Source organism: Kitasatospora sp. McL0602 (assembly GCF_052076145.1).
In the GTDB taxonomy this organism is placed as follows: Bacteria; Actinomycetota; Actinomycetes; order Streptomycetales; family Streptomycetaceae; genus Kitasatospora.
The window spans coordinates 7150922-7171834 of record NZ_CP197246.1 but is presented as its reverse complement, the minus strand read 5'-3'; the positions used below and the strand labels follow the sequence as shown (position 1 = coordinate 7171834).

General features: G+C 72.7%; 11 protein-coding genes. 4 read left to right on the top strand and 7 right to left on the bottom strand.

The features are described from left to right. Positions 1-407 precede the first annotated feature (407 nt). Complete coding sequence (locus ACR68M_RS32350; RefSeq protein ID WP_441247706.1) at positions 408-1526, top strand: TIM44-like domain-containing protein; 1119 nt, start codon at positions 408-410, stop codon at positions 1524-1526. Positions 1527-1620: 94 nt separating this feature from the next. Here the strand turns inward: ACR68M_RS32350 and ACR68M_RS32345 are convergent, their stop codons facing one another. The 5 genes from ACR68M_RS32345 to ACR68M_RS32325 all read right to left on the bottom strand — a co-directional run bounded on the left by ACR68M_RS32345 (position 1621) and on the right by ACR68M_RS32325 (position 13987). Then, positions 1621-8760 carry an amino acid adenylation domain-containing protein gene (locus tag ACR68M_RS32345; RefSeq protein WP_441247705.1) on the bottom strand — a complete coding sequence of 2380 codons (7140 nt, stop codon included), beginning with the start codon at positions 8758-8760 and terminating at the stop codon, positions 1621-1623. Positions 8761-8775: 15 nt separating this feature from the next. Beyond that, on the bottom strand, positions 8776-9021 hold the full coding sequence (locus ACR68M_RS32340) for an acyl carrier protein (protein WP_441247704.1): 246 nt from the start codon (positions 9019-9021) through the stop codon (positions 8776-8778). Beyond that, the gene (locus ACR68M_RS32335; RefSeq protein ID WP_441247703.1) at positions 9018-10763 is read right to left on the bottom strand and encodes an ABC transporter ATP-binding protein; all 1746 of its coding nucleotides are present in this window, start codon (positions 10761-10763) and stop codon (positions 9018-9020) included. The genes ACR68M_RS32340 and ACR68M_RS32335 overlap by 4 nt, the downstream gene beginning before the upstream one ends. Next, positions 10760-12460, bottom strand: a complete 1701-nt coding sequence (locus ACR68M_RS32330; protein WP_441247702.1) for an ABC transporter transmembrane domain-containing protein — start codon at positions 12458-12460, stop codon at positions 10760-10762. Before ACR68M_RS32330 ends, ACR68M_RS32335 begins: the two co-directional genes overlap by 4 nt. Before the next feature lie 336 nt (positions 12461-12796). Beyond that, positions 12797-13987, bottom strand: coding sequence for a GNAT family N-acetyltransferase (locus tag ACR68M_RS32325; RefSeq protein WP_441247701.1), 1191 nt, complete (start codon positions 13985-13987; stop codon positions 12797-12799). Between the two features lie 171 nt (positions 13988-14158). Between ACR68M_RS32325 and ACR68M_RS32320 the strand changes: the two genes are divergently transcribed. Genes ACR68M_RS32320 through ACR68M_RS32310 form a run of 3 tightly spaced genes read left to right on the top strand, consistent with a single transcriptional unit; the run spans position 14159 to position 18164 of the window. Then, entirely contained in the window at positions 14159-15472 is a 1314-nt protein-coding gene (locus ACR68M_RS32320) for a peptide ligase PGM1-related protein (RefSeq protein ID WP_441247700.1), read from the top strand. Between the two features lie 29 nt (positions 15473-15501). Beyond that, positions 15502-17019 (top strand): AMP-binding protein, encoded by a 1518-nt coding sequence (locus tag ACR68M_RS32315; protein WP_441247699.1) that lies wholly within the window; start codon positions 15502-15504, stop codon positions 17017-17019. Then, positions 17010-18164 (top strand): glycine amidinotransferase, encoded by a 1155-nt coding sequence (locus ACR68M_RS32310; RefSeq protein WP_441247698.1) that lies wholly within the window; start codon positions 17010-17012, stop codon positions 18162-18164. Before ACR68M_RS32315 ends, ACR68M_RS32310 begins: the two co-directional genes overlap by 10 nt. Before the next feature lie 63 nt (positions 18165-18227). On the opposite strand, the gene ACR68M_RS32305 is transcribed toward ACR68M_RS32310, so the two are convergent. Both ACR68M_RS32305 and ACR68M_RS32300 read right to left on the bottom strand, forming a co-directional pair. Next, positions 18228-19124: a formyl transferase gene (locus ACR68M_RS32305; RefSeq protein ID WP_441247697.1), complete on the bottom strand. Its 897-nt coding sequence runs from the start codon at positions 19122-19124 to the stop codon at positions 18228-18230. Continuing rightward, on the bottom strand, positions 19121-20902 hold the full coding sequence (locus ACR68M_RS32300; protein ID WP_441247696.1) for an FAD-dependent oxidoreductase: 1782 nt from the start codon (positions 20900-20902) through the stop codon (positions 19121-19123). The genes ACR68M_RS32305 and ACR68M_RS32300 overlap by 4 nt, the downstream gene beginning before the upstream one ends. Positions 20903-20913: the final 11 nt, after the last annotated feature.

The following is a 20913-nucleotide window of genomic DNA, read 5'->3' as shown; positions in this document are numbered from 1 at the left end:
AGCCGGGACACCAGGTGTTCGTCGCCGTGTGGACGTCGAACGAAACTCATCCCTACCTGGTTGACAGCGGGGCCCGGGTCGGGCCGGGCTCCTCCCCTCCTCGGGCGACCTGTCGGCCTTCAAGGCCGAGCGATCCGGCTTGTAGGCTGCCGGGAAACAGTTCTGACTCTTTGGGGATGGCCCGGGTGCGTGTCGGTCGGTTGATAAGTGTGGCTGCTGGAGTCGTCGCTCTGAGCAGCCCGGCTGTCGCGTATGCCCGTGGTGGGGGCGGTAGTCACGGGTTCAGCGGGGGTGGGGGCGGGGGCAGCCATGGTGGCGGCTCCCACGGATCGACCGGTGGGGGCTTCGGCCACGGTTTCGGAGCCGGCTTCGGCGGCGGCTTCGGCGGCGGTGGGATCCTGGCGTTGGTGATCGTGGCGGCCGTGCTGCTCCTGATCTTGTGGCTCTGGTCCCGTCGCCGGAAGGCGGCACGGGCAGGCGGTCTGAACACAGCGTCGGACGGTGTGGCGCACCGCGCGGACGCGCAGGCACGCGAACGCGCCGCCCAGGTCGGGGCCCGGGTCGATGCGCTGGCCGACACCGATGCGAGCTTCGATCGCGCGGCGCTCGAGCGCCGCGCGGTCCAGCTGTACGTGACGGCCCAACGTGCCTGGACGGAACACGACCACGCCGCTCTGCAGGACATCATGTCCCCGGTGCTCTACGGCAAGTGGGCCGACGAGTTGCGCGACTACGAGTCACGTGGCGAGGTCAACGTCGTGGAGATCGTCTCGGGCCCGGTGGTCGAGTTGGTCGACGTCGCCAATCGTGCGGGCGAGGTGAACGACACCGTCACCTTCCGCGTCACTGCGACGCTCAATGACTACGTGCGCCACGGCGATGGCCGGGACACCGCGCGGAAGGACCGATCGACGCACCCGGTCGAGTACTGGACGCTGCGCAAGAGCGCGGCTGGAGAGTGGATCGTGTCGTCGGTGGAGCAGGCGGCCGAGGGGGCACACCACCTGACCAACGCCGTCGAGACGGACGGCTGGGACCAGAAGGAGGTCGCTCGAGAGGCGGTGCTCGAGGTCGCCGGGAAGACCGCGGTCACAGGTGCGAGCGACATTCTGTCGCTCACCAACATCTCCTGGAGCACGGATGCCGACGCCGCCGTCGGCGATCTGAGCGTGCTCGACGGCCGGTTCGACAGATCAGTTCTCGAGGTCGCCGTCGAGCGGTTCCTCGAGGAGTGGGTCATGAACGACGGCAGCCTGGACTTCACGGCTGTACGCACGGTCGATCGAACCGTCATGCGTAACGCCGTCGTCACGTCGGTCAAGGTTCGCTCACTGGTCGCGCGCGACCCGATCGTCTTCCGTATCGCGGCCGACGCAGAGGGTGTCTACTACGAGGTCGACCGCCGAACCGAACAGGTGCTCCAGGGTGACGCGCACCAGCGCAGGCCGATCACCCTCGCGTTCGATCTGCGGCTGGACGACACGTCGTCCGGAACGTGGACCGTGATTGCCGCCAAGGTGGAGTAGCGGCGCCGGTCGGAACCAGTACCGCTCGCCGCAGAGCCCAGCCGTGCCTGAAGGCCTGCCAGTCCGACATCCACACGCGTGGGTATGACCCGCGTCAGCGGTCGGCAGGAGTGCCACTCGTAGTTGCGTGGTCGCGGATGTCCTGCCGCAGGCCGTCCGCGAGGGACTGGACGATCGGGTAGCGCAGGAACGAGTGGTGGTCGCCCGGGGTGCTGCGCAGTTCGAGGGCGGGCGCGAACGGGAGCCAGGTCTCCTTGACCGTCCCCACGACCCAGTCCGGCAGCACCCGGTCCACCGCCTCGTACAGGGTGACGGGGAAGCCCACCGGCGAGGGGACGTAGGCCCTGATCGCCGTGCCGATCCCCCGCATCACGGTCAGATGCTGCACCAGGTCGTCCCCGGCGACCTCGTAGAGCTCCGGGGGGATGTTCAGCGAACGCAGCTCGGCCAGCACGTCGTCCGGCAGGGTGCGGGCAGGGTCTTGGCCGGCGGTCAGATGGGCGAGGATGCCGTCGATGGTCGCGGTGGTCCCACCTGAGGCGGCTCGGTACTCCGCGCCGGGGAAGAGGGTGTCCAGCGCGATGACCCGCACGGGCTGCCCGGCCGACTCGAGGATCCGGGCCGTCTCCGTCGCCAGGACGCCGCCGAACGACCATCCCACCAGCAGGTAGGGGCCCTCGGGCCGGCTGCCGCGGATCGCCTCCGCGCAGCTGCGGGCCATGGTCGGGATGTCCCACTCGACCGCGTCCGGCCTGTCCCACCACGAGAGTTCGACGCCCAGCACCCTGGCATCGGCGCTCAGCGCGCGAGCCAGCGGGACGTAGCCGGTGACGTTCCCGGCGATCACCGGGAAGCAGAAGACGGAGCTCTCGGCGGTGCTCTCGTTCAGTGGCGAGAGGACAGCGCGGCCCGCCTCGAGGGGTATGCCGTCGGGGACGTCCCGCCCGAGGTGAGCGGTGAGCTGCGCGATGGTCTGGTGACGGAACATCATCTTGGGCGTGAGGTGGATACCCAGGCGGCCGGCCCGGAAGACGGCCTGGATGCTGAGGATCGAGTCGCCACCGATCTCGAAGAAGTTGTCCTCGGCCCCGACCCGGTCCACGCCCAGCACCTGCCCCCAGACCCGCGCGATCGCCCGCTGCACCGGCCCCACCGGCGCCACGTACGCCGCACCCGTGACCGGCCGCGACCCGTCCGGCACCGGCAACGCGCCCCGGTCCACCTTCCCGTTCACCGTCAGTGGCAGCGCATCGACCACCACCACCAGCGACGGCACCATGTACTCCGGCAACCGCTCCCCCACCCGCCGCCGCAGGAGCGCCACATCCACCCCCGCACCAGGCACCACCGGCACCACGTACCCCACCAACCGCTGATCCCCCGGCACATCCTCACGCGCCATCACCACCGCATCCCCCACCAATGAACTCCCCCGCAACGCCACCTCCACCTCCCCCAACTCCACTCGGAACCCCCGCACCTTCACCTGATCATCCGTACGCCCCAGAAACTCCAACACCCCGTCCACCCGCCAACGCCCCAGATCCCCCGTCCGGTACATCCGCTCCCCCGAACCACCGAACGGACACGCCACAAACCGACCCGCCGTCAAACCCGCCCGCCCCCAATACCCACGAGCCAACCCCACACCCGCGACATACACCTCCCCCGGCACCCCCACCGGCACCGGATTCAACCAACCGTCCAACACATGGATCCGCTTGTTCGGCACCGGGCGGCCGACCAGGTCCTCGGCCCGGTCCGCCCAGTCCGCGTCGGCGGGCCAGAAGGTGCAGGTCATGGTGGATTCGGTGGGGCCGTACTGGTTCACCAGGCTGCCGCGCAGCGCGTCGTGGCCGCGCAGTCCGGCGAGGCGCAGGCTCTCCCCGCTGACCGCCGTCAGCCGCACGGACTCCAGGTAGTGCTCCGCGCCGGGGACGGACATGATCTCCCGCAGCTGCGACGGGACGGCGCTGAGCAGCACCTCGACCTGGTGCCGGGCGATGCACGTGACGATGGCGACGGGGTCGAACGGCCCCTCCTGCTGGAACAGCACGGCCGTGGCGCCGCAGGTCAGCGGCCCGAGCAGATCCCGGACCGAGGCGTCGAAGCCGATGGAGGCCAGCTGGAGCACCCGCGTGCCGGGGGTGATCCGGTACTGGGAGGCGACGAACCAGAGGTACGCCGAGACGCCTCCGTGCTGGATGGAGACGCCCTTGGGGCCGCCGGTGGACCCCGAGGTGTACATCACGTAGGCGAGGTTGGCGGGCCCGGCCAGTGGCGCCGGGTTGTCGCCGGGCCGGGCGGCGACGGCCTGCTGGTCCTGGTCGTGGTCCAGGCAGAGGGCGGGGATGCCGGCGGCGAGCCGGTCCCGCAGGTGCTGCTGGGTGACGAGCAGGGGTGCCCCGGTGTCGGCGAGGATGTGCAGCAGCCGCTGGGTGGGGTGGGCGGGGTCGAGGGGCACGTAGGCGGCACCGGACTTGAGGATGCCGAGCAGTCCGACGACCATCTCCGCCGACCGCTCGACACAGAGCGCGACCGGCGTCTCGGGGCCGGCGCCACGGGCCCTGAGGTGGTGGGCGAGCTGGTTGGCCCGTCGGTTGAGCTCGCCGTAGGTCAGCACGGTGTCGCCGATGACCACCGCGAGGGCATCCGGCGTGCGGGCCGCGTGGTCCTCGAACAGCTCGTGCACGCAGCGGTCGCTCGGCGCGGGCGCGGCGGTGTCGGTCCAGCGGCCCAGCAACTCCTGCCGCTCGGGCCCGGTGAGGACGGGCAGCCCGGAGAGCCTGCGGTCCGGGTCGGCCGCGATCCCGGTGAGCAGAGTGGTGAGGTGTCCCGCCAGCCGCGCGACGGTGCCGGGCTCGAACAGGTCCGTGCTGTACTCGATCAGGCAGTCCAGCTGCCCGCCCCGCTCCCGCACCGACAGCGTGAGGTCGAACTTCGCCACCGGCGCCTGCCAGTCCACCGGCGTCACCGTGGCACCCGTGAGCTCGAAGGGCACCACGGGGGTGTTCTGGAAGATGAACATCACCTGGAACAGCGGGTTGCGGCTCAGGTCGCGCTCCGGGCGCAGCTCCTCCACCAGTCGCTCGAACGGCAGGTCCTGGTGGTCGTAGGCGGCCAGCGCGGTCTCCCGGACCTGCGCCAGCAACTCGGTGAACATCGGGTCGCCGACCAGGTCCGCACGCATGACCAGGGTGTTCACGAAGAAGCCGACGAGCCCCTCCGTGTCGGCGTGGTTGCGGTTGGCGATCGGGGTGCCCACCGCGATGTCCTGCTGACCGCAGTAACGGGCGAGCAGCACCTGGAAGGCGGCCAGCAAGGTCATGAACATGGTGGCGCCGACCCGGCGGGAGAGCTCGGCCAGCACCGAGGCCACCTCGGGGGGCACCGTGAACTCGTACTCGGCGCCCCGGCCGGAGCGCACCGCCGGCCGCGGGTGGTCGGCGGGCAGCTCCAACGCCGCCAGGCCGCCCAACTGCTGTCGCCAGTAGCCCAGTTGCCCGTCGAGCACGTCGTCCCGCAGCCACTCCCGCTGCCGCACCGCGAAGTCGGCGTACTGGATCGGCAGCGGTGCGAGCGGCGACGGCCGACCCTGGCGCTGCGCGGCGTACAGCGCGGCGAGCTCCCGGGTGATCACGCCCATCGACCAGCCGTCGGCGGCGATGTGGTGCACCACCAGGACCAGGACGTGCTCACCGCCCGGCAGTCGCAGCAGCCGGGCCCGCAGCAGCGGTGCCGTGCCCAGGTCGAACGGCCGGGTGCCTTCGGCCGTCACGGCTGCCGCCAGCTCCGCGGCCGCCTGCTCGGCCGGCAGCCCGCTCAGGTCGGTCACCGCCAGCACCAACCCGGTCGGCGGCTCGATCACCTGCACCGGGGCGCCGGCCACGGCCTCGAACCTGGTGCGCAGCACCTCGTGCCGGGCGAGGAGCTCCGTCAGTGCCCGCTCCAGTGCACCCGCGTCCAGCTCCCCGGTCAGCCGCAGCGCCCGCATGAGCAGGTACTCGGTGCTGTCGGGGGTGAGCTGCTCCAGGATCCAGAGCCGTTCCTGCGCGAAGGACGGCCGGAGCGCACCCTGCCGGGGCACCGGCCGGATGTCCGGCATGCCCGGTGCGACGGTGCCGCCCGCCCGCACGGCGTCCGCCAGTCCGGCCACGGTCGGGGCCGCGAACACGCTGTGGACCCCGAGCCCGGCGCCGAACTCCTTCCGCAGTCGGGAGATCACCCTGGTCGCCAGCAGGGAGTGGCCGCCGATCTCGAAGAAGTTGTCCTCGGCCCCGACCCGGTCCACGCCCAGCACCTGCCCCCAGACCCGCGCGATCGCCCGCTGCACCGGCCCCACCGGCGCCACGTACGCCGCACCCGTGACCGGCCGCGACCCGTCCGGCACCGGCAACGCGCCCCGGTCCACCTTCCCGTTCGACTTCAACGGCAGCGCATCGACCACCACCACCAGCGACGGCACCATGTACTCCGGCAACCGCTCCCCCACCCGCCGCCGCAGGAGCGCCACATCCACCCCCGCACCAGGCACCACCGGCACCACGTACCCCACCAACCGCTGATCCCCCGGCACATCCTCACGCGCCATCACCACCGCATCCCCCACCAACGAACTCCCCCGCAACGCCACCTCCACCTCCCCCAACTCCACCCGGAACCCCCGCACCTTCACCTGATCATCCGTACGCCCCAAAAACTCCAACACCCCGTCCACCCGCCAACGCCCCAGATCCCCCGTCCGGTACATCCGCTCCCCCGAACCACCGAACGGACACGCCACAAACCGACCCGCCGTCAAACCCGCCCGACCCCAATACCCACGAGCCAACCCCACACCCGCGACATACACCTCCCCCGGCACCCCCACCGGCACCGGATTCAACCAACCGTCCAACAGATAGACCTGGGCGTTGGCGAGCGGGCGGCCGATCGGCACCACCGCGGCCGGGGCGTCCCCCGGTTCGAGCTCCGTCCCGAGCACCCAGATCGTCGTCTCCGTCGGCCCGTACACGTTGTTGAGCCGCCGGACGAGCGGGCGGGTGGCGGCGGCGAGATCCGGGTCGAGGGCTTCGCCGCCGAGCAGGAGGTGGAGGCGGTCGGACAGGTCGGGGATCTCCTCGACCACCAGCCTCCACAGCGAAGGCGTGGCTTGCAGGACGGTGATGCCGTCGTCGGCGAGGATCGCGGCGAGCCGGGTCGGCGAGGTGACCTCGGCGTGGGTGGCGAGGTGGATCCGCGCGCCCTGGATCAGTGGCAGCAGCAGGTCCACGGTGGAGATGTCGAAGGTGTACGGGGCGAGGGCCAGCAGCCGGTCCTCGGCGCTCAGCCCCATCAGCTCCTGCATGGCGAGCAGACCGTTGGTGAGGTTGTCGTGCCGGGTCTGGACGCCCTTGGGGGAACCCGTGGAGCCCGAGGTGTAGATGAGGTACGCGAGGTTGCCGGGGGCGGCCCGCCGCGGCGGGGCGGTGACCGGCTCTCCGAGGTGGCCGTCGTCGTCCAGGCACAGCACGCTCCGGCCGTCCCCGGCGGGGATCCGGTCGGCCAGCCGGCGCTGGGTGAGGACGACCGGGGCCGCGACGTCGTCCAGCACGAACGTCAGCCGTTCGCGCGGGTGGGCCGGGTCCAGCGGCACGTAGGCGCCGCCGGCCTTGAGGATGCCCAGCAGTCCGGTGAGCAGCTCGGGGCCACGCTCCACGCAGAGGCCGACCAGGGTCTCCGGCCCCACCCCGGCCCGGATCAGCCGGTGCGCGACCTGGTTGGCCTGCTCCTCCAGCTCACGGTAGGACAGCCGGCGGCCGTCGCAGACCACCGCGGTCCGCTCCGGCGTCGCGGTGGCCTGCCGGGAGACCAGCTCGTGCACGCAGGCGGCCGGGACGGGCACCTGCGTCCGGTTCCAGTCGGTGACCAGCCGGTGCTGCTCGGCGGCGGTGAGCAGCGGGAGCCGCGACACCCTGGCTGCCGGGTCCGCCACCACGCCGGCGAGCAGGGTCAGGAAGTGAGCGGCCATCCGCTCGACGCTCGCCCGGTCGAACAGCTCGGTGGCGTACTCGAGGACGCCGGTGAACCCCGTCCCGGTCTCGGCGAGGTCCATGGACAGGTCGAACTTGGCCACCTCCCCGGCCGTGGGCCGGGCGTCGACCCGGATCCCGGGCAGCTCCCAGCCGACGGCGCCGGACCGGCTGTCCCGCAGGTTGAACATGATCTGGAACAGGGGGGTGCGGGACAGGTCGCGGGCCGGGGCCAGGTGCTCGACGAGCCGCTCGAACGGCAGCTCCTGGTGGTCGTAGGCGGCCAGCGCGGTCTCCCGGACCTGCGCCAGCAGCTCGGTGAACGTCGGGTCGCCGGTCAGGTCCGCACGCATGACCAGGGTGTTCACGAACAGCCCGACCAGTGCCTCGGTCTCGTCCTGGCTGCGGCCCGCCACCGGGGTGCCCACCGCGATGTCCCGCTGCCCGCAGTACTTGGCCAGCAGCAGCTGGAACGCCGCCAGCAATCCCATGAACGGCGTGACCCGATGGGCGGTGAACAGGTCCTTCAGCTGCCCCGACAGGGCCGCCGGGATCTCGAAGGACAGGGTCGCACCGCGCACGGACCGGATCGCCGGCCGGGGCCGGTCGGCGGGCAGTTCCGTGGGCTCCAGACCTTCCAGTTGCCCGATCCAGTAGGCGAGTTGCTCCGCCAGGACCGGCCCGTCCAGCCAGCTCCGCTGCCAGATGGCGAAGTCGGGGTACTGGATGGGCAGTTCCGGGAGCTCTGGCTTCCCGCCGGCGCATCGGGCGGCGTAGCACCTGCCCAGCTCCGCGGCGATGATGTCCATCGACCAGCCGTCGCAGACGATGTGATGGATCGTCAGGACGAGCAGGTGCTCGTCCGGCCCCTGGCGGTGGAGCGAGGCCCGGAACAGCGGACCGCACTCGAGGTCCATCGGTGCCATCGCAGCCGCAGCCGCCCGCGCCGGATCAGCCGGCCCGTCGACCACCCGCAGCACCTCCGGGTCGGCCTCCCGCACCAGCTGGACCGGTCGGCCGTCGCGCTCGCCGAACACCGTCCGCAGCGACTCGTGCCGGGCGGTCAGATCCGCCACCGCGGCGGACAGCGCCGCGAAGTCCAGGGCGCCGGTCAATCGCAGCACGACGGGGATCAGGTACTCCGTGCTCCCCGGCGAGAGCTGGTCCAGGAACCAGAGCCGCTGCTGGGCGAACGAGACCGGCAGCAGGACATCGTCTGACATCTGTTACCCCTGATGCTAGGAGGAGGATCCTGTCTCGGTGCGGCTGCCGAGGAGCGCGGCCTGTGCGGCGATCGTCCGGTGCCGCAGGAGGTCCGCGATGCTGATCTCCGCGCCGGTCCGGTCGAGCAGGGCCCGCTGCAGCTTGATGGCCCGGATGGAGTTGCCGCCGCAGGCGAAGAAGTCCTGCTCGGGATCGGGTGGGAGAGCCCCGAAGACGTCCTCCCAGGCCGCCCGTACCTGCTCCGGTGTCCGACGGTTCAAAGCGAGCCCTGCCAAGCACGCCACAGCCCCGCGTAGGCGCCGTCCTTCGCGAGCAGTTCGTCATGGGTGCCGAACTCGATGATCCGGCCGTCGTCGAGGACCGCGATCCGGTCGGCGTCCTTGGCGGTGTGCAGCCGGTGCACCACGGCGACCACGGTGCGGCCCGTCGTGACGGCGGCCAGCGACCGCTCCAGCTGCCGGGCGGCCTGGGGGTTCAGCAGCGAGGTCGCCTCGTCCAGGACGAGCACGTCCGGATTCGCGAGGATCAGCCGGGCCAGGGCCAACTGCTGCACCTTCGCCGGGTCCAGCGCCGCGCCCCCGCTGCCGACCACGCTGTCCAGCCCGGTGGCCTGGGCCCAGTCCCACGCGCCGACGGCGGTCAGCGCGGCGGCTATCTCCTCGTCCCCGGCGTCCGGTCGCCCGATGGTCAGGTTGTCGCGCAGCGTGCCGCGGAAGACGTGGTGCTCCTGGGTCACGAGCGCAACCGTGCCGCGCCGCTCGGCGGTCGGCAGGTCGCCGAGGTCCCGGCCGCCGATGGCTATGCCGCCGGTGTGCGGCTGGTAGATCCCGGCCAGCAGCTTGGCGAGGGTCGACTTGCCGGCGCCCGAGGGCCCGACGACGGCGAGCCACTCGCCCTGCCGGACGGTCAGGTCGATGCCGCGCAGCACGTCCTGTCCCGGTTGGTAGGCGTAGTGCACGTCCCGGACCTCGATGTCCCGCACCCGCGACCCGGTCGCGACGGCGGGCCGGGCGGACGGCGCCGGGTCGGCCGCCCGGAACCGCGCGAGGCCCAGCAGGCGGGCCAGCGCGGCCCCCGCCGACTGGAGCTCGTCCATCCAGGAGACCAACTGGTCCAGCGGATTGAGCAGTTGCGAGGCATACAGGGTGCCGGCCGTGACGGCGGCCAGGGACACCACGCCGTGCAGGTAGAGCGTGCCCCCGATGACGAGCATCGCGGCCACCGGCAAGGAGTAGCTGGCGTCGCACAGCGGGAGGAGGACGTTGCGCAGCCGCAGCGTGTGGCGCTCGGCGGCGTAGGAGTTGTCGATGTCCTCGTTCAGCCGGTCCAGCCGGCGGTCGGTCAACCGCAGCGCCTCGACGGTGCGGGCGCCCTCGACGGTCTCGGCCAGGCTCTCCGTCAGCCGGGAGTAGGAGGCGGCCTGGCGCAGGTAGCCCTCGTGCGCCCGGCGCAGGTACCAGCGGGCCGTGGCGAACAGCACCGGCACCGAGAGCAGGCCCGGCAGCAGCAGAACCGGGCTGACCAGCAGCAGGGCACCGAAGGTGAAGCCGACCACCGCGAGCGAGGTCATGGTCGTCGGGATCGCGGCGCGCACGGCGTTGGACATCAGGGAGACGTCGCGGGTGGTCCGGGTGATCAGGTCACCGCCGTCCGCGTCCTCGACGACCTCCGGTTGCAGCGCCAGCAGGTCCGCGACGAACTCCTCGCGCAGCCGGGCCAGGATCTTCTCGCCGACCGAGGCCGCCGCGTACCCGGCCAGCCGGACCAGGACGGCCTGGGCGGTCAGGCACACGAGGATCAGCAGGACCGCGCGCAGCACCGTGTCGTGGCCCCGGGCCACGTCCGCGACCAGGTTGCCGAGCAGCCACGGGGCGAACAGTCCGACGACCGCCGAGAGCGCCTGGAGACCGACCACCAGGGCGAACTCGGCGCGGTGCATCCGGACGGTGCGCCACGCGTAGGCGCGCAGCTCGCGGTTGGTGGCGACGGGCAGCGCGCTCATGCGGCGGCCGTCCAGCGCTCGACCAGGGACCGGTAGCGCGGATCCGCCAGCAAGGACTCGTGGGAGCCCTCGGCCGCGACCGCCCCGTCGAGCACCAGGGCCACCCGGTCCGCCTGGTTCAGCAGCAGGACGCTGGTGGTGAAGACGACGGTGGCGCGCTCCCGGCGCAGCCTCGCTATTCCCTCGGCCATCCGGCTCTCCGTGTTCGCGTCGACGGCACTGGTCGGGTCGATCAGGATCAGCACCTCCGGATCGGCCCGCAGGGCGCGCGCCAGCCGCAGGCGCTGCTGCTGGCCGCCGGAGAACTCCCGGCCGCCGGCGGCCATGCCGGTGTCCAGCCCGCCCGGCAGTGCCTCGACGATGTCCCGGGCGGCGGCCGCGTCGATGGCTGCCCACAGCCGGTCGTCCTGGTCCGGGCCGCCCGGCCGGTCCGCCGGGCCGAGCTCGCGGCGCAGCGGCCCGGCGAACAGGTGCGCGTCGGCGGGGGTGACGAGGATGCGCTCGCGGACTTCGTCGGGCGGCAGGTCGGCCAGCGGCAGGCCGGCGTACGTCGCGGCGGAGTCGGCGTAGCGTCCCAGCCGGTCGGCCAGCGCGATCGCGTCGGCCGCGGAGCAGACGACGGCGGTGAGCCCGTGGGCGGGCACCAGCAGGCCCGACCCGGGGTCGGCCAGCACGCCGGGGCCGGGGGGCAGCACACCCGTCGCCGGGGCCGGTGTCTCCCGGCCCGGTGCGCCGTCGGGTTCGGTGCCGAGCAGCCGGGTGACGTTCGCGGCGGCCACGTGGCCCTGCATGGCGGTGGAGACGGCGAAGGTCATCTGGCCGAGCGGGATCGTCAGGTAGCTGGCGTATCCGTAGAAGGCCACCATCTGTCCGGCGCTCAGGTGGTCGGTCAGCACCAGTTCCGCGGCGAGGGCGACCACGCCGGCGAGCAGCAGGCTCGGCAGGAAGGTCCTGGTCGCGCCCAGCATCGCCGAGGCCACGGCCTGGCGCAGTGCGGTGGACCGGAGCCGCTGCGACCCCTCGCGGTAGCGGGCGGCGAACAGCTCCTCGCCGCCGATCCCCCGCAGCACCCGCAGCCCACGGACGATGTCGACCGCCTGGTCGGTGAGTTCGCGCTGCTGCGTGCGGAGCCGGCCCTGCCGGGTGCGCAGCACCCGGGACAGCCGGGTGGTGACGACCAGGATGACCGGCACGGCGATCAGCACCAGCAGGCCGACCTGCCAGGACCCGACCAGCATGAGTACGGCGACGAAGCCGAAGCCGACCAGCCCGCCCACGCCGCGAGCTCCGAACTGGAGCGTCTCGCCGATCAGGTCGATGTCGGAGACGCCGACGGTGACCAGATCACCGGCCGAGACCCGCCGGTCGACCGCCGAGCCCAGCTCGCAGGTCCGCCGGGTGACGAACTGCATGGTCCGGTAGCCGGGTTCGACCTTGACCCTGAGTTCGAGGCGCTCCACGGCCATGGCGGAGAGCGCCGTGACGACGCCCAGCCCGAGCACCGCCAGGCCCCAGCCGACCAGGGCCGTCTGATCCCTCGCCACCAGGCCGTGGTTGATGGTCTGCCCGATCACGGCCGGGGTCAGCGCCAGACCGCCCGCCCACATCATGTTGAAGACGCAGTCGAGGACGAGGACGCGCCGGTGCCCCGCCGCCAGCCACAGCAGATATCGCCACGGGCCGCGAATGTCCGGCACCCCGGGATCCGTATCGGAGAAGTTCCGCGCCACTCAGTCCTCGACCTCCGTTGAATCCCGCGTCAGTTTCGGCAGCGTAATTAACCGTGGAGAGCGCACGATCTGTCCATCCCCGGACCTGCGCGCAGACATCCGCCGTCATCATGACACACCGTCAGTTGTCCGTACTCCCACAGCTTCCCGGCCCCGGAGGCACCGGCCCGCGTGCAACTGTCAGAGCTTGCCGGTTGCACGGCCACGGCCACGGCCGGCTCGGGTCGGTTCGGCTCGGGTCGGGTCGGCTCGGGTCGGGTCGGTTCGGGTCGGTTCGGGTCGGGCGTCGGATACCCGCCCTCCTCACCGGCCGATCCACGGCCGCCACAGCTCGTCGTCGAACAACTGCGGCCGCCGCTCGGCCTGCTGCCGCCAGTACCGGCGGGCCCCGGAGCGGGCGGTCGGCGCGGCCGGGTCGGCACCCGCCGCGCCCGCGGCGGGCAGCGCCACGGAGGCGAGCGGGCTGATCCGGGCTCCACGGCCGCCCTTGGCATCGTGGGACCCGGTGCCCAGGTGGAGACCTCGCAGACCGGCCTCGTAGCAGTGCCGGAGCAACTCGTAGATCACCACGTTGAAGTACGCGTAGGCACGGGCCGGCACGGCCTGGTCGAACCCGGCCATCCGCACGTGCAGCCAGTCCCCCCAGCGGTAACCGAGCGCCACCCCCAGGACCGTCCGCCCCCGTCGGCCCTCGACCAGCACGCCCTGCCCGCCGAACACCGCGCACTGCCGCTCGAACCGCGTCCGCAGCCCGGCCTCGCTCTCCACGATCCCGTACTTCTCGTTACCGAGCCGGGCGAACTCCACCACCAGGTCGAGCCGGTCCCGCGGATCGGTCCGGACGGTGTGCAGACCCTCCTCGGCGAAGCACCGGATCTCCTTCCGTACGGTCCAGCGCCGGCCGGCGCTGAGCGCGGCGAGGTAGTCGTCGAAGACCCGGCCGGGAGCGTCGAGCCAGGCGTCGGCGCTGTAGCCGAGCACCGGGGCGACGTCCTCCGCGTAGCCCGTGACCTGGCTCAGTCCACGCTGGTTGAGGTAGAGGAGGAAGGCGTGCTCCTGCCCCTGCGCAGCGGCCAGCGCGGCGAGTTCGTCGAGCAGCGCTGCGGCCGTGGCCCGCTGCCCGGCCTCGCCGAGCCGGTCGGCAAGCAGCAGCTCGTTGCTGTAGCCGCTGCGGCTGCCGGCCACGCAGTACCGCCCGTGCCGGCCCGGCACGGCGGCGCGGAACACCGACTGCGGGTCGTAGTACGGGTTGGGCTCGTCGGCGGCCAGGTAGACCGGCAGGGCGCCCACCAGCCCGGCGTCGTCGTGGGCCAGCAGGTAGCGGCAGAGCCCGGGGGTCTCCTGCTCCACGAGCGTCAGCCACTCGTGGGAGGAGTACAGCCCGGCCCCGGCCGCCACCGGCGCCCAGCTCGCCGCCGGCACCGCCGCGAGCGTCTCGCACACCTGCACGGTGGGCCGCTGCCTCGGCAGCGGCCCGGATGTCGGTTCGGTCATGGACCCGCACCTCCCTGACGGAATTCCGCGGAAATCGCTTTGCACACCTCGTACATGGCGCAGTCGGCAATCCGTGCCGCTTGCACGCCGGACCGTTTGTGGCATCATCCCGCAGGGCGGGTTTCGAGCTGACTGGTCCTCACCCGCCATGGTTTCCAAGGAGGGGCTGAGATGGCAAGAGTCCTCATAGGCAACGACTGGGACGGCAATCTGGGCGGCCACAGCGAAGGAGCCGTCTGGTGGGTGAACCATTTCGTCTGGTTCGCCCGCGACCATGACGTCCTGGTGCTCCCGGAGGTGCCCGAGGAGTCGTTCCTGCGGTACGTGACCGAACACACCGGCGTCGACCGGCGCACCCTGAGCATCGTCGTGCCGCCCGCCGCCGGGTCGTCGACGTCGGGCATGCTCACTCCGGACCAGGTCGCCGATCCGCGCCTGGCCACCGAGGTGCTGGCCGCGCTCGGCGGCCGCCCGCCGACGGAGCTCGTCCCGCTCTGGCCGGACGTCTCGGTGGCAGTGCTCGCCGAGCAGTTGGGCGCGCTGCCCGCACTGGCCGGGCACACCTTCATCAGCCAGCGCGGCGGCGCCGTGGTCAGCAGCAAGGCGGTCTTCCGTGCCGCGGCGGGCGGAGCGGGCGCTCCGCTCTCCCCCGGGGCGGTGTGCGCCGACGCCCGAGCCGCCGAGGAGGCGGTCACCAAGCTGATCGAGCAGGGCCACAGCGTGATGGTGAAGCTCGAGTACGGCGCCGGCGGCGCGGGCAACGAGGTGCTCAGCCCGGTGGCGGGGATGCGGCCGGTCGGGGCCCGGCGGACGGTGCACCTGACGGACCGCGCGGCGGTGCGCGACTACCTGGCCGCGAACTGGCACTGGCTCACCGACGGCGGGGCGCACCTGGTGGTGGTCGAGCGGTACTTCAACGACAGCCGCGCCTACTACGCCGAGTTCCACATCGAGGACGACGCAATCGTGTTCGGCGGCATCGGCGAGCTGATGCACGCGCCGCGCTACGTCAACGAGTTGACGCCCCCCGGGCTCGACGCCGACCTCCAGGCCGAGCTGATCGAGGGCGGACGGAAGGTGTGCGCACCGCTGCACGCGATGGGCTACCGGGGCTGGCTCAGCGCCGACGCGATCATCACCCCGGACCGCCAGGTCCTCTTCACCGAGTGGAACGGCCGGATCACCAGCTCCACGCACTCCTACCACGTGCTCGGCGAGGTCGTGGTGGGTCCGGGCTACGACAAGGACCGGGTGCTGCTCACCAACGTGTGGCCGCGGGGCTGGGCCACCCCATCCTTCGAGGCGATGCGTGCGGCCGTCGCGGGCGCGGGGCTGGCGTACGACCCGGCCACCCGGACCGGGGTGCTGATCGTGAGCGGCTACGACGCCGTCCGGCAGGGGGCGACGTACTGCACCGTGGCACCCGATCTCGACGAGGCCTGGGAGGTCAACCAGCAGCTCGGCGAGCTGTTCATCCCCGCCTGACGGAAGCCCACCACGAGCAGGAGAGCAGCATGACGCGCAATCCGACCGACCCCGGGCCGCCGGTCCCCTCCGAGGAGACACCCGTCCGGCGGTTCCGCGCGGTCGTCGCCCGGTCCGGCGACCGGCTCGCCGTGCACGGCCCCACGGGCAGCTGGACGTACCGCGAGCTGGACGCCGTCTCCGATGCGCTGGCCACCCGGCTCCGGGCGGCGGCCGCTCCCGGGGCGCGGATCGCGCTCATGTACGGCCCCGGCATCGAGCTGGTGGCGGCCGTGCTCGCGGTGCTGAAGGCCGGCTCCGCCTACCTGCTGCTGGATCCGCAGCAGTCCCCCGCCCAGCTGTCCGCCACCGTGGCCGCGACCGGTCCGGCCCTGGTCCTGGCCGATGCCGCGCACGCCGGGGCGGCCGAGCGGCCGGCCGACGGACGCCCCGTGCTGGCGGCCGACGACGACGGGCCCGCCCCACCGTCGCGCGAGCCGTCACGCGAGCCTGCGGACTCGCCCGACGCGCTCGCCTGCCTCCGCCCGCCCGGCGGGGCCGGCGGTGCGCCGCAGGGCCGGACCAACCGGGACGTGCTCGCCCAGGCGCTGCGGTTCGCCGACCGGCTGGGCCTCACCCCCGAGGACCGGGTGCCGCTGCTCACGCGCGCCGCCTTCGACGGCCCGGCGCCGGAGCTGTTCGGCGCGCTGCTCAGCGGTGCGAGCCTGCACGTCGTCAACCCCCGGGCGGCCCCGCAGGCCACCATGCTGGGCGAGCTCGTCCGGCACCGGGCGACCGTACTGCCCTGCACCCCCGCCCTGCTGCGGCTCTTCCTGGTCCAGTCGGCGGCCGGCGCACCGGTGCCCGAGCTGCGGGCCGTCGTGCTCGGCGGGGAGGAGCCGACGGAGCGTGACATGGCGGGCGTGGCCCAGCACTTCGCCGGGGCCGACCTGGTCAACACGTTCGGCAGCGAGGCGTCCGGCACCGAGTCCGGCCCCGACGAGGGAGCGCCGGCCGAGGCGGAGGTGCTGCTGCGCGCCCACCCGACGGTCCGTCACGCCGCCGTGCTGGCCGACCCGGACGGTCCGCCCGGCCACCGCCTGATCGGGTACCTCACCTCGCCGGGGCCGCAGGCCGCCGCCCCCGAGGAGCTGCTCCGATACCTGCACTCACTGCTTCCCGAGTACGCGGTGCCGACCCGGCTCGTCGTGCTGCCCAGGCTGCCGCTCGACCCGGCCGGCCGGCTCGACCGCGCGCGCCTGCCCGCACCTGTCCAGGCGGAGCACGACGGCACCCCGCGGACCGCGCGGGAACGCCGGCTCGCCGCACTCTGGTGCGAGGTCCTGGACTGCCGGACCGCCACGCTCCGGGACCACTTCTTCGCCGGCGGAGGCGATTCGGTCAGGGTCATGAAACTGCTGGAGCGGGTCAGGACGGAGTACGGCGTGGCCGTCCCGCTCCCGGCCTTCCTGACCGATCCCACCCTGGCGACCCTGGCACGGCTGGCCGCCGGGCCGGCCGCGCCGCAGCGTCCGTACACCACAGAGGAGGCAGGCTCATGCGCCTGAACAGCTATGACGGTTGGTCACCCCTCCAGGAAGTGATCGTCGGGTCGGCCGAGAACTACACGACGCACGAACAGGAACTGTCGTTCCGGCTGTTCTTCTACGACAACCTCGCCACCCAGCGGTCGTTCTACGACCAGCAGTACTACCCGGTGGTGTCCGCGCCCGGCGAAGGCAGCCGCCCGGCGGCGGGCCCGCAGTCGCCGATCAAGAAGCGGTACGTCGAGGAGCTCAACGAGGACGTCGAGGGCATCGTGCAGACCCTCGAATCCCTCTCGGTCACGGTGCACCGGCCCATGCCGCTGGCCGAGGCGACCCGGGTCGAGACCCTCGCCTGGCCCGCCGCGGTCCTGCCGCCGCTGAACATCCGGGACAACACCCTCATCCTGGGCGACGAGATCGTCGAGACCCCGCCGCAGGTCCGCTCCCGGTACTTCGAGACGCAGCTCCTGAAGAAGGTGTTCCAGGGGTACTTCCAGCAGGGCGCCCGGTGGACGGTGATGCCCCGGCCGGTGATGACGGACGCCTCCTTCGACCCGTCCTACGCCGAGCGGTCGCCCGGGAGTCCGGCGGAGTTCATCACCGAGCCGAAGTCGTCGCCCTACGACCTGGGCTTCGAGATGATGATCGACGGCGCTCAGTGCCTGCGCCTCGGCAAGGACCTGATGGTCAACGTCTCGACCGCGAACCACGCCCTGGGGTGCGACTGGCTGGAGCGCCACCTGGAGGGCCGGTTCAGGATCCACCGGGTCGCGCTGACGGACAACCACATCGACAGCATGGTGCTCGCGCTCCGGCCGGGGACACTCCTGGTGCGGACCCCGCAGGTGGCGGAGCTGCTGCCCGAGCCGCTGCGCAAGTGGGACATGATCTTCGCGCCCGAGCCGGAGGTCAACGCCTTCCCGACCTACGACGACGACGATCTGGTGCTGACCAGCCCGTACATCGACCTCAACGTCCTGTCGATCGACCAGGAGACGGTCCTGGTGAACGAGGCGTGCCCCGAGCTCCGGCGCACCCTGGAGCGGCACGGCTTCACCACCGTCCCGGTCCGCCACCGGCACCGGCGGCTGTTCGGCGGCGGGCTGCACTGCTTCACCCTGGACACCGTCCGCCGCGGCTCCGGCCCGGAGGACTACCTCAGCTGACCAAGGTGGCGCCCGGTCCGAGGACCGGGCGCCACCTTGCTCCGCACCACCGCCGGGCCGGGCTCAGCGCGGTTCGTCCTGCCGGTCGCCCAGCGGCGCCAGGCAGCGGACGGGTTCGTGCCCGCGCGGGATGTGCGGCACCCGTTCCAGCCCCGACCGGATCCGCAGCCACGCCCACAGGTCGAGGTGCGGCTTGCGGCTGCGGTGCCGGAAGGTCTCCCCCGCGTCCTCCTGCACGACGGTGCGCAAGGCCGCCTGCCCGCCCTCCAAGGCCGTGAGGATCTCGACAAGGCGGTCGATCGCCAGGTGCACCGACCGGTCGTAGAGATGCTCGTCGTTGTCCTGCGGCCGGATCTCCGGGTGCACGACCTCCAGCAGGTCGCCGCCGTCCAGCTTGGCGGCGACCAGGTGCAGGCTCGCGCCGATCCGCTGGTAGTCCTTGCGCAGGAAGGCGAAGAAGACGCAGTGGTTGCCCTTGTAGTGCGGCAGGTGGCCACCGTGGATGTTGATCATCAGCCCGCCGGCCGCGATGGTCGCGGACCTGAGGTAGGTGGTCCCGCAGACCACGGTCACGTCCGGGCGCAGCTGCTCCAGGTGCGCCGTGGCCGCCGCCGAGTTGATCCAGTCGACCCGCCGCACCCGCTCCGCCGGCGGGGTCACCCCGGCGGTCAGCGCGGCGAAGTACCGTCGCCGGTAGGCGGACCGGCCGGTGAGCCGCTGGCGCCGGACCTGGTAGGCGCGGGCGACCGCGTCGACCCAGGCGCGCCTGGCCCAGAGCCGCCGCTGCTGCGCGGCACCCGGCTCGACGACGACCCCCACCAGGTCCAGCTCGCGGGCGAGGCGGGACACCAGGTAGGTGTGGTGCGGGTCGTCCGAGCAGAGCACGGCCACCCGCAGGCGCTCGCCGGGTGCGGCAGGCCCGGCGTGCCACTCGTTCCCGTTCCGCCGGATCAGGTTCATCGCGGCACCCCGCTGCCGGAGCAGGCCGCGAGGGCGGGGCGGGACGGCTCGGTGCCGCGCTCCGCGGCGGGCCGGAGGAAGCGGTCCAGGCGCTGGGGGTCGTAGAGCTCGTGCATCGGGTGCGGCCGGCCCGCGAGGGCCGCGACCACGGCCTCGGCCACGCTCGGCGCCTGGGCGAAGCCGCCCGTGTTGTGGCCGCCGGTGATCACCCCGACGCCGCCCGCCGTGGTCGGCAGTGCCTCGAAGATCCCGAGGTTGGCCGGTGTCCAGGGCCGGACGCAGACCCGGCGGCTGCGCTCCAGCGAGCCGTCTCCGGACGCCTGGGCGTACGCCTTGGGGAAGAACTGCCGACAGGTGTCCTCGACCGCGGCGAACATCTTCGCCAGTTCGGCCGGATCGGCCCCGGCCCCCTCCGCACCCAGGTACCCGTAACCGGAGCCCACGACGAGGGTGGGGCGACCGCGGTCGTCCGTCCCCAGGGTCACGTTGGCGTCCTCGGTCAGGTGGCCGCGGCGGGCGATCTTGAGCGAGTGCCGCAGCTCCGGCCCGAGGTTCGGCAGGGTGAGCCACACGCCCAGCACGCCATGGATCTTGTCGGCGGAGCGCGTGCCGGCCAGCAGCTCCCGGCCGTGTGTCCCCGGGGAGAGGACGTAGTGATCGGCCGTCACCAGCTCGCCCGCGACCCGCAGGCCCTGCAGCCGGCCGTCGTCGGCCCGCTCCAGCCGCTCGACGGGCGTGGACCAGCCGAACACCGCCCCGGCCTGCTGCAACCGGGAGATCAGCCGCGCGATGAAGGCGTGCACGTTGACCGTGAACCCGGGCACCTCCAGACCGCCGGCCAGCTCGTCGGTCGCGTCGGCGAGCCCGGGGTGGCGTCGGCGCAGCTCCTCCGGGTCGAGCACGCGTTGCAGGGCGCCGAGGCCGGTGTGGCGCAGCACCGACTGCTCGAACTGCTGCCGGTGCGTGTAGAGCCGCAGGATTCCCGGCCGGTGGCCGACGTCCTCGAACAGCTCCGGGCACTCCTCGATCAGGGATGCCCAGAGCCCGCGGCTCTCGCGGTTGAAGGAGAGGATGTCCTCGTCGTAGATCCGGGCCAGCCAGCACGGCACGCTCTCGAAGTCCGACACCCAGCGCTCCTCCGCGCCGGTGAAGGGCGCCGACCTGACGTTCCAGCCCCCGTCGTCGAGCGAGCGGCGCAGGACTCCGTTGACGGTGAACCGGTCGCCGGCGACCTTGGCGTGGTAGTCGTCCGCCTCGGTCAGGGTGAACATCCGGGCGTCGCCGCCGGCCCGGCTGCAGCCGTAGGCGGACCAGTGCAGGGCCGTCCTCGGGTCGGGCCGGGCGTCCAGGATCCGCAGCCGGTGGCCGGCGCGGGCCAGGTACCAGGCGGTGACGAGGTTGACGATCCCCGCGCCGACCAGCACCACGTCCCGGCCGGCGGACTGCGGCAGCGGCACCCGCGGGCCGCTCGCGCGGCACCGTTCCTCGGCGTGGCGCAACGCCGTCAGGAACCCCCGGGCGGGCGGCCCGACGACCTCGACGAGGGGCTTCGAGACCGCGATCAGGCCGAGCGCGGTCCTCCGCGCCCGGTGCGCCCGCACGGTCACCGTGTCCTGACCGGCGCGGGGGTGCTCCCGGCCGTGGAGCGAGTGGTCGTCGGCGACGACCACGGCCCGCCGGGGATCGGTCACGAACCCGGCGGGGCCGGGTGGCCCCGTCCCGTCCGCGACGAGGTCCAGTACCTCCCGGTCCACCGGACCGGTGACGACGATGGGCATGGCAGGTCCCC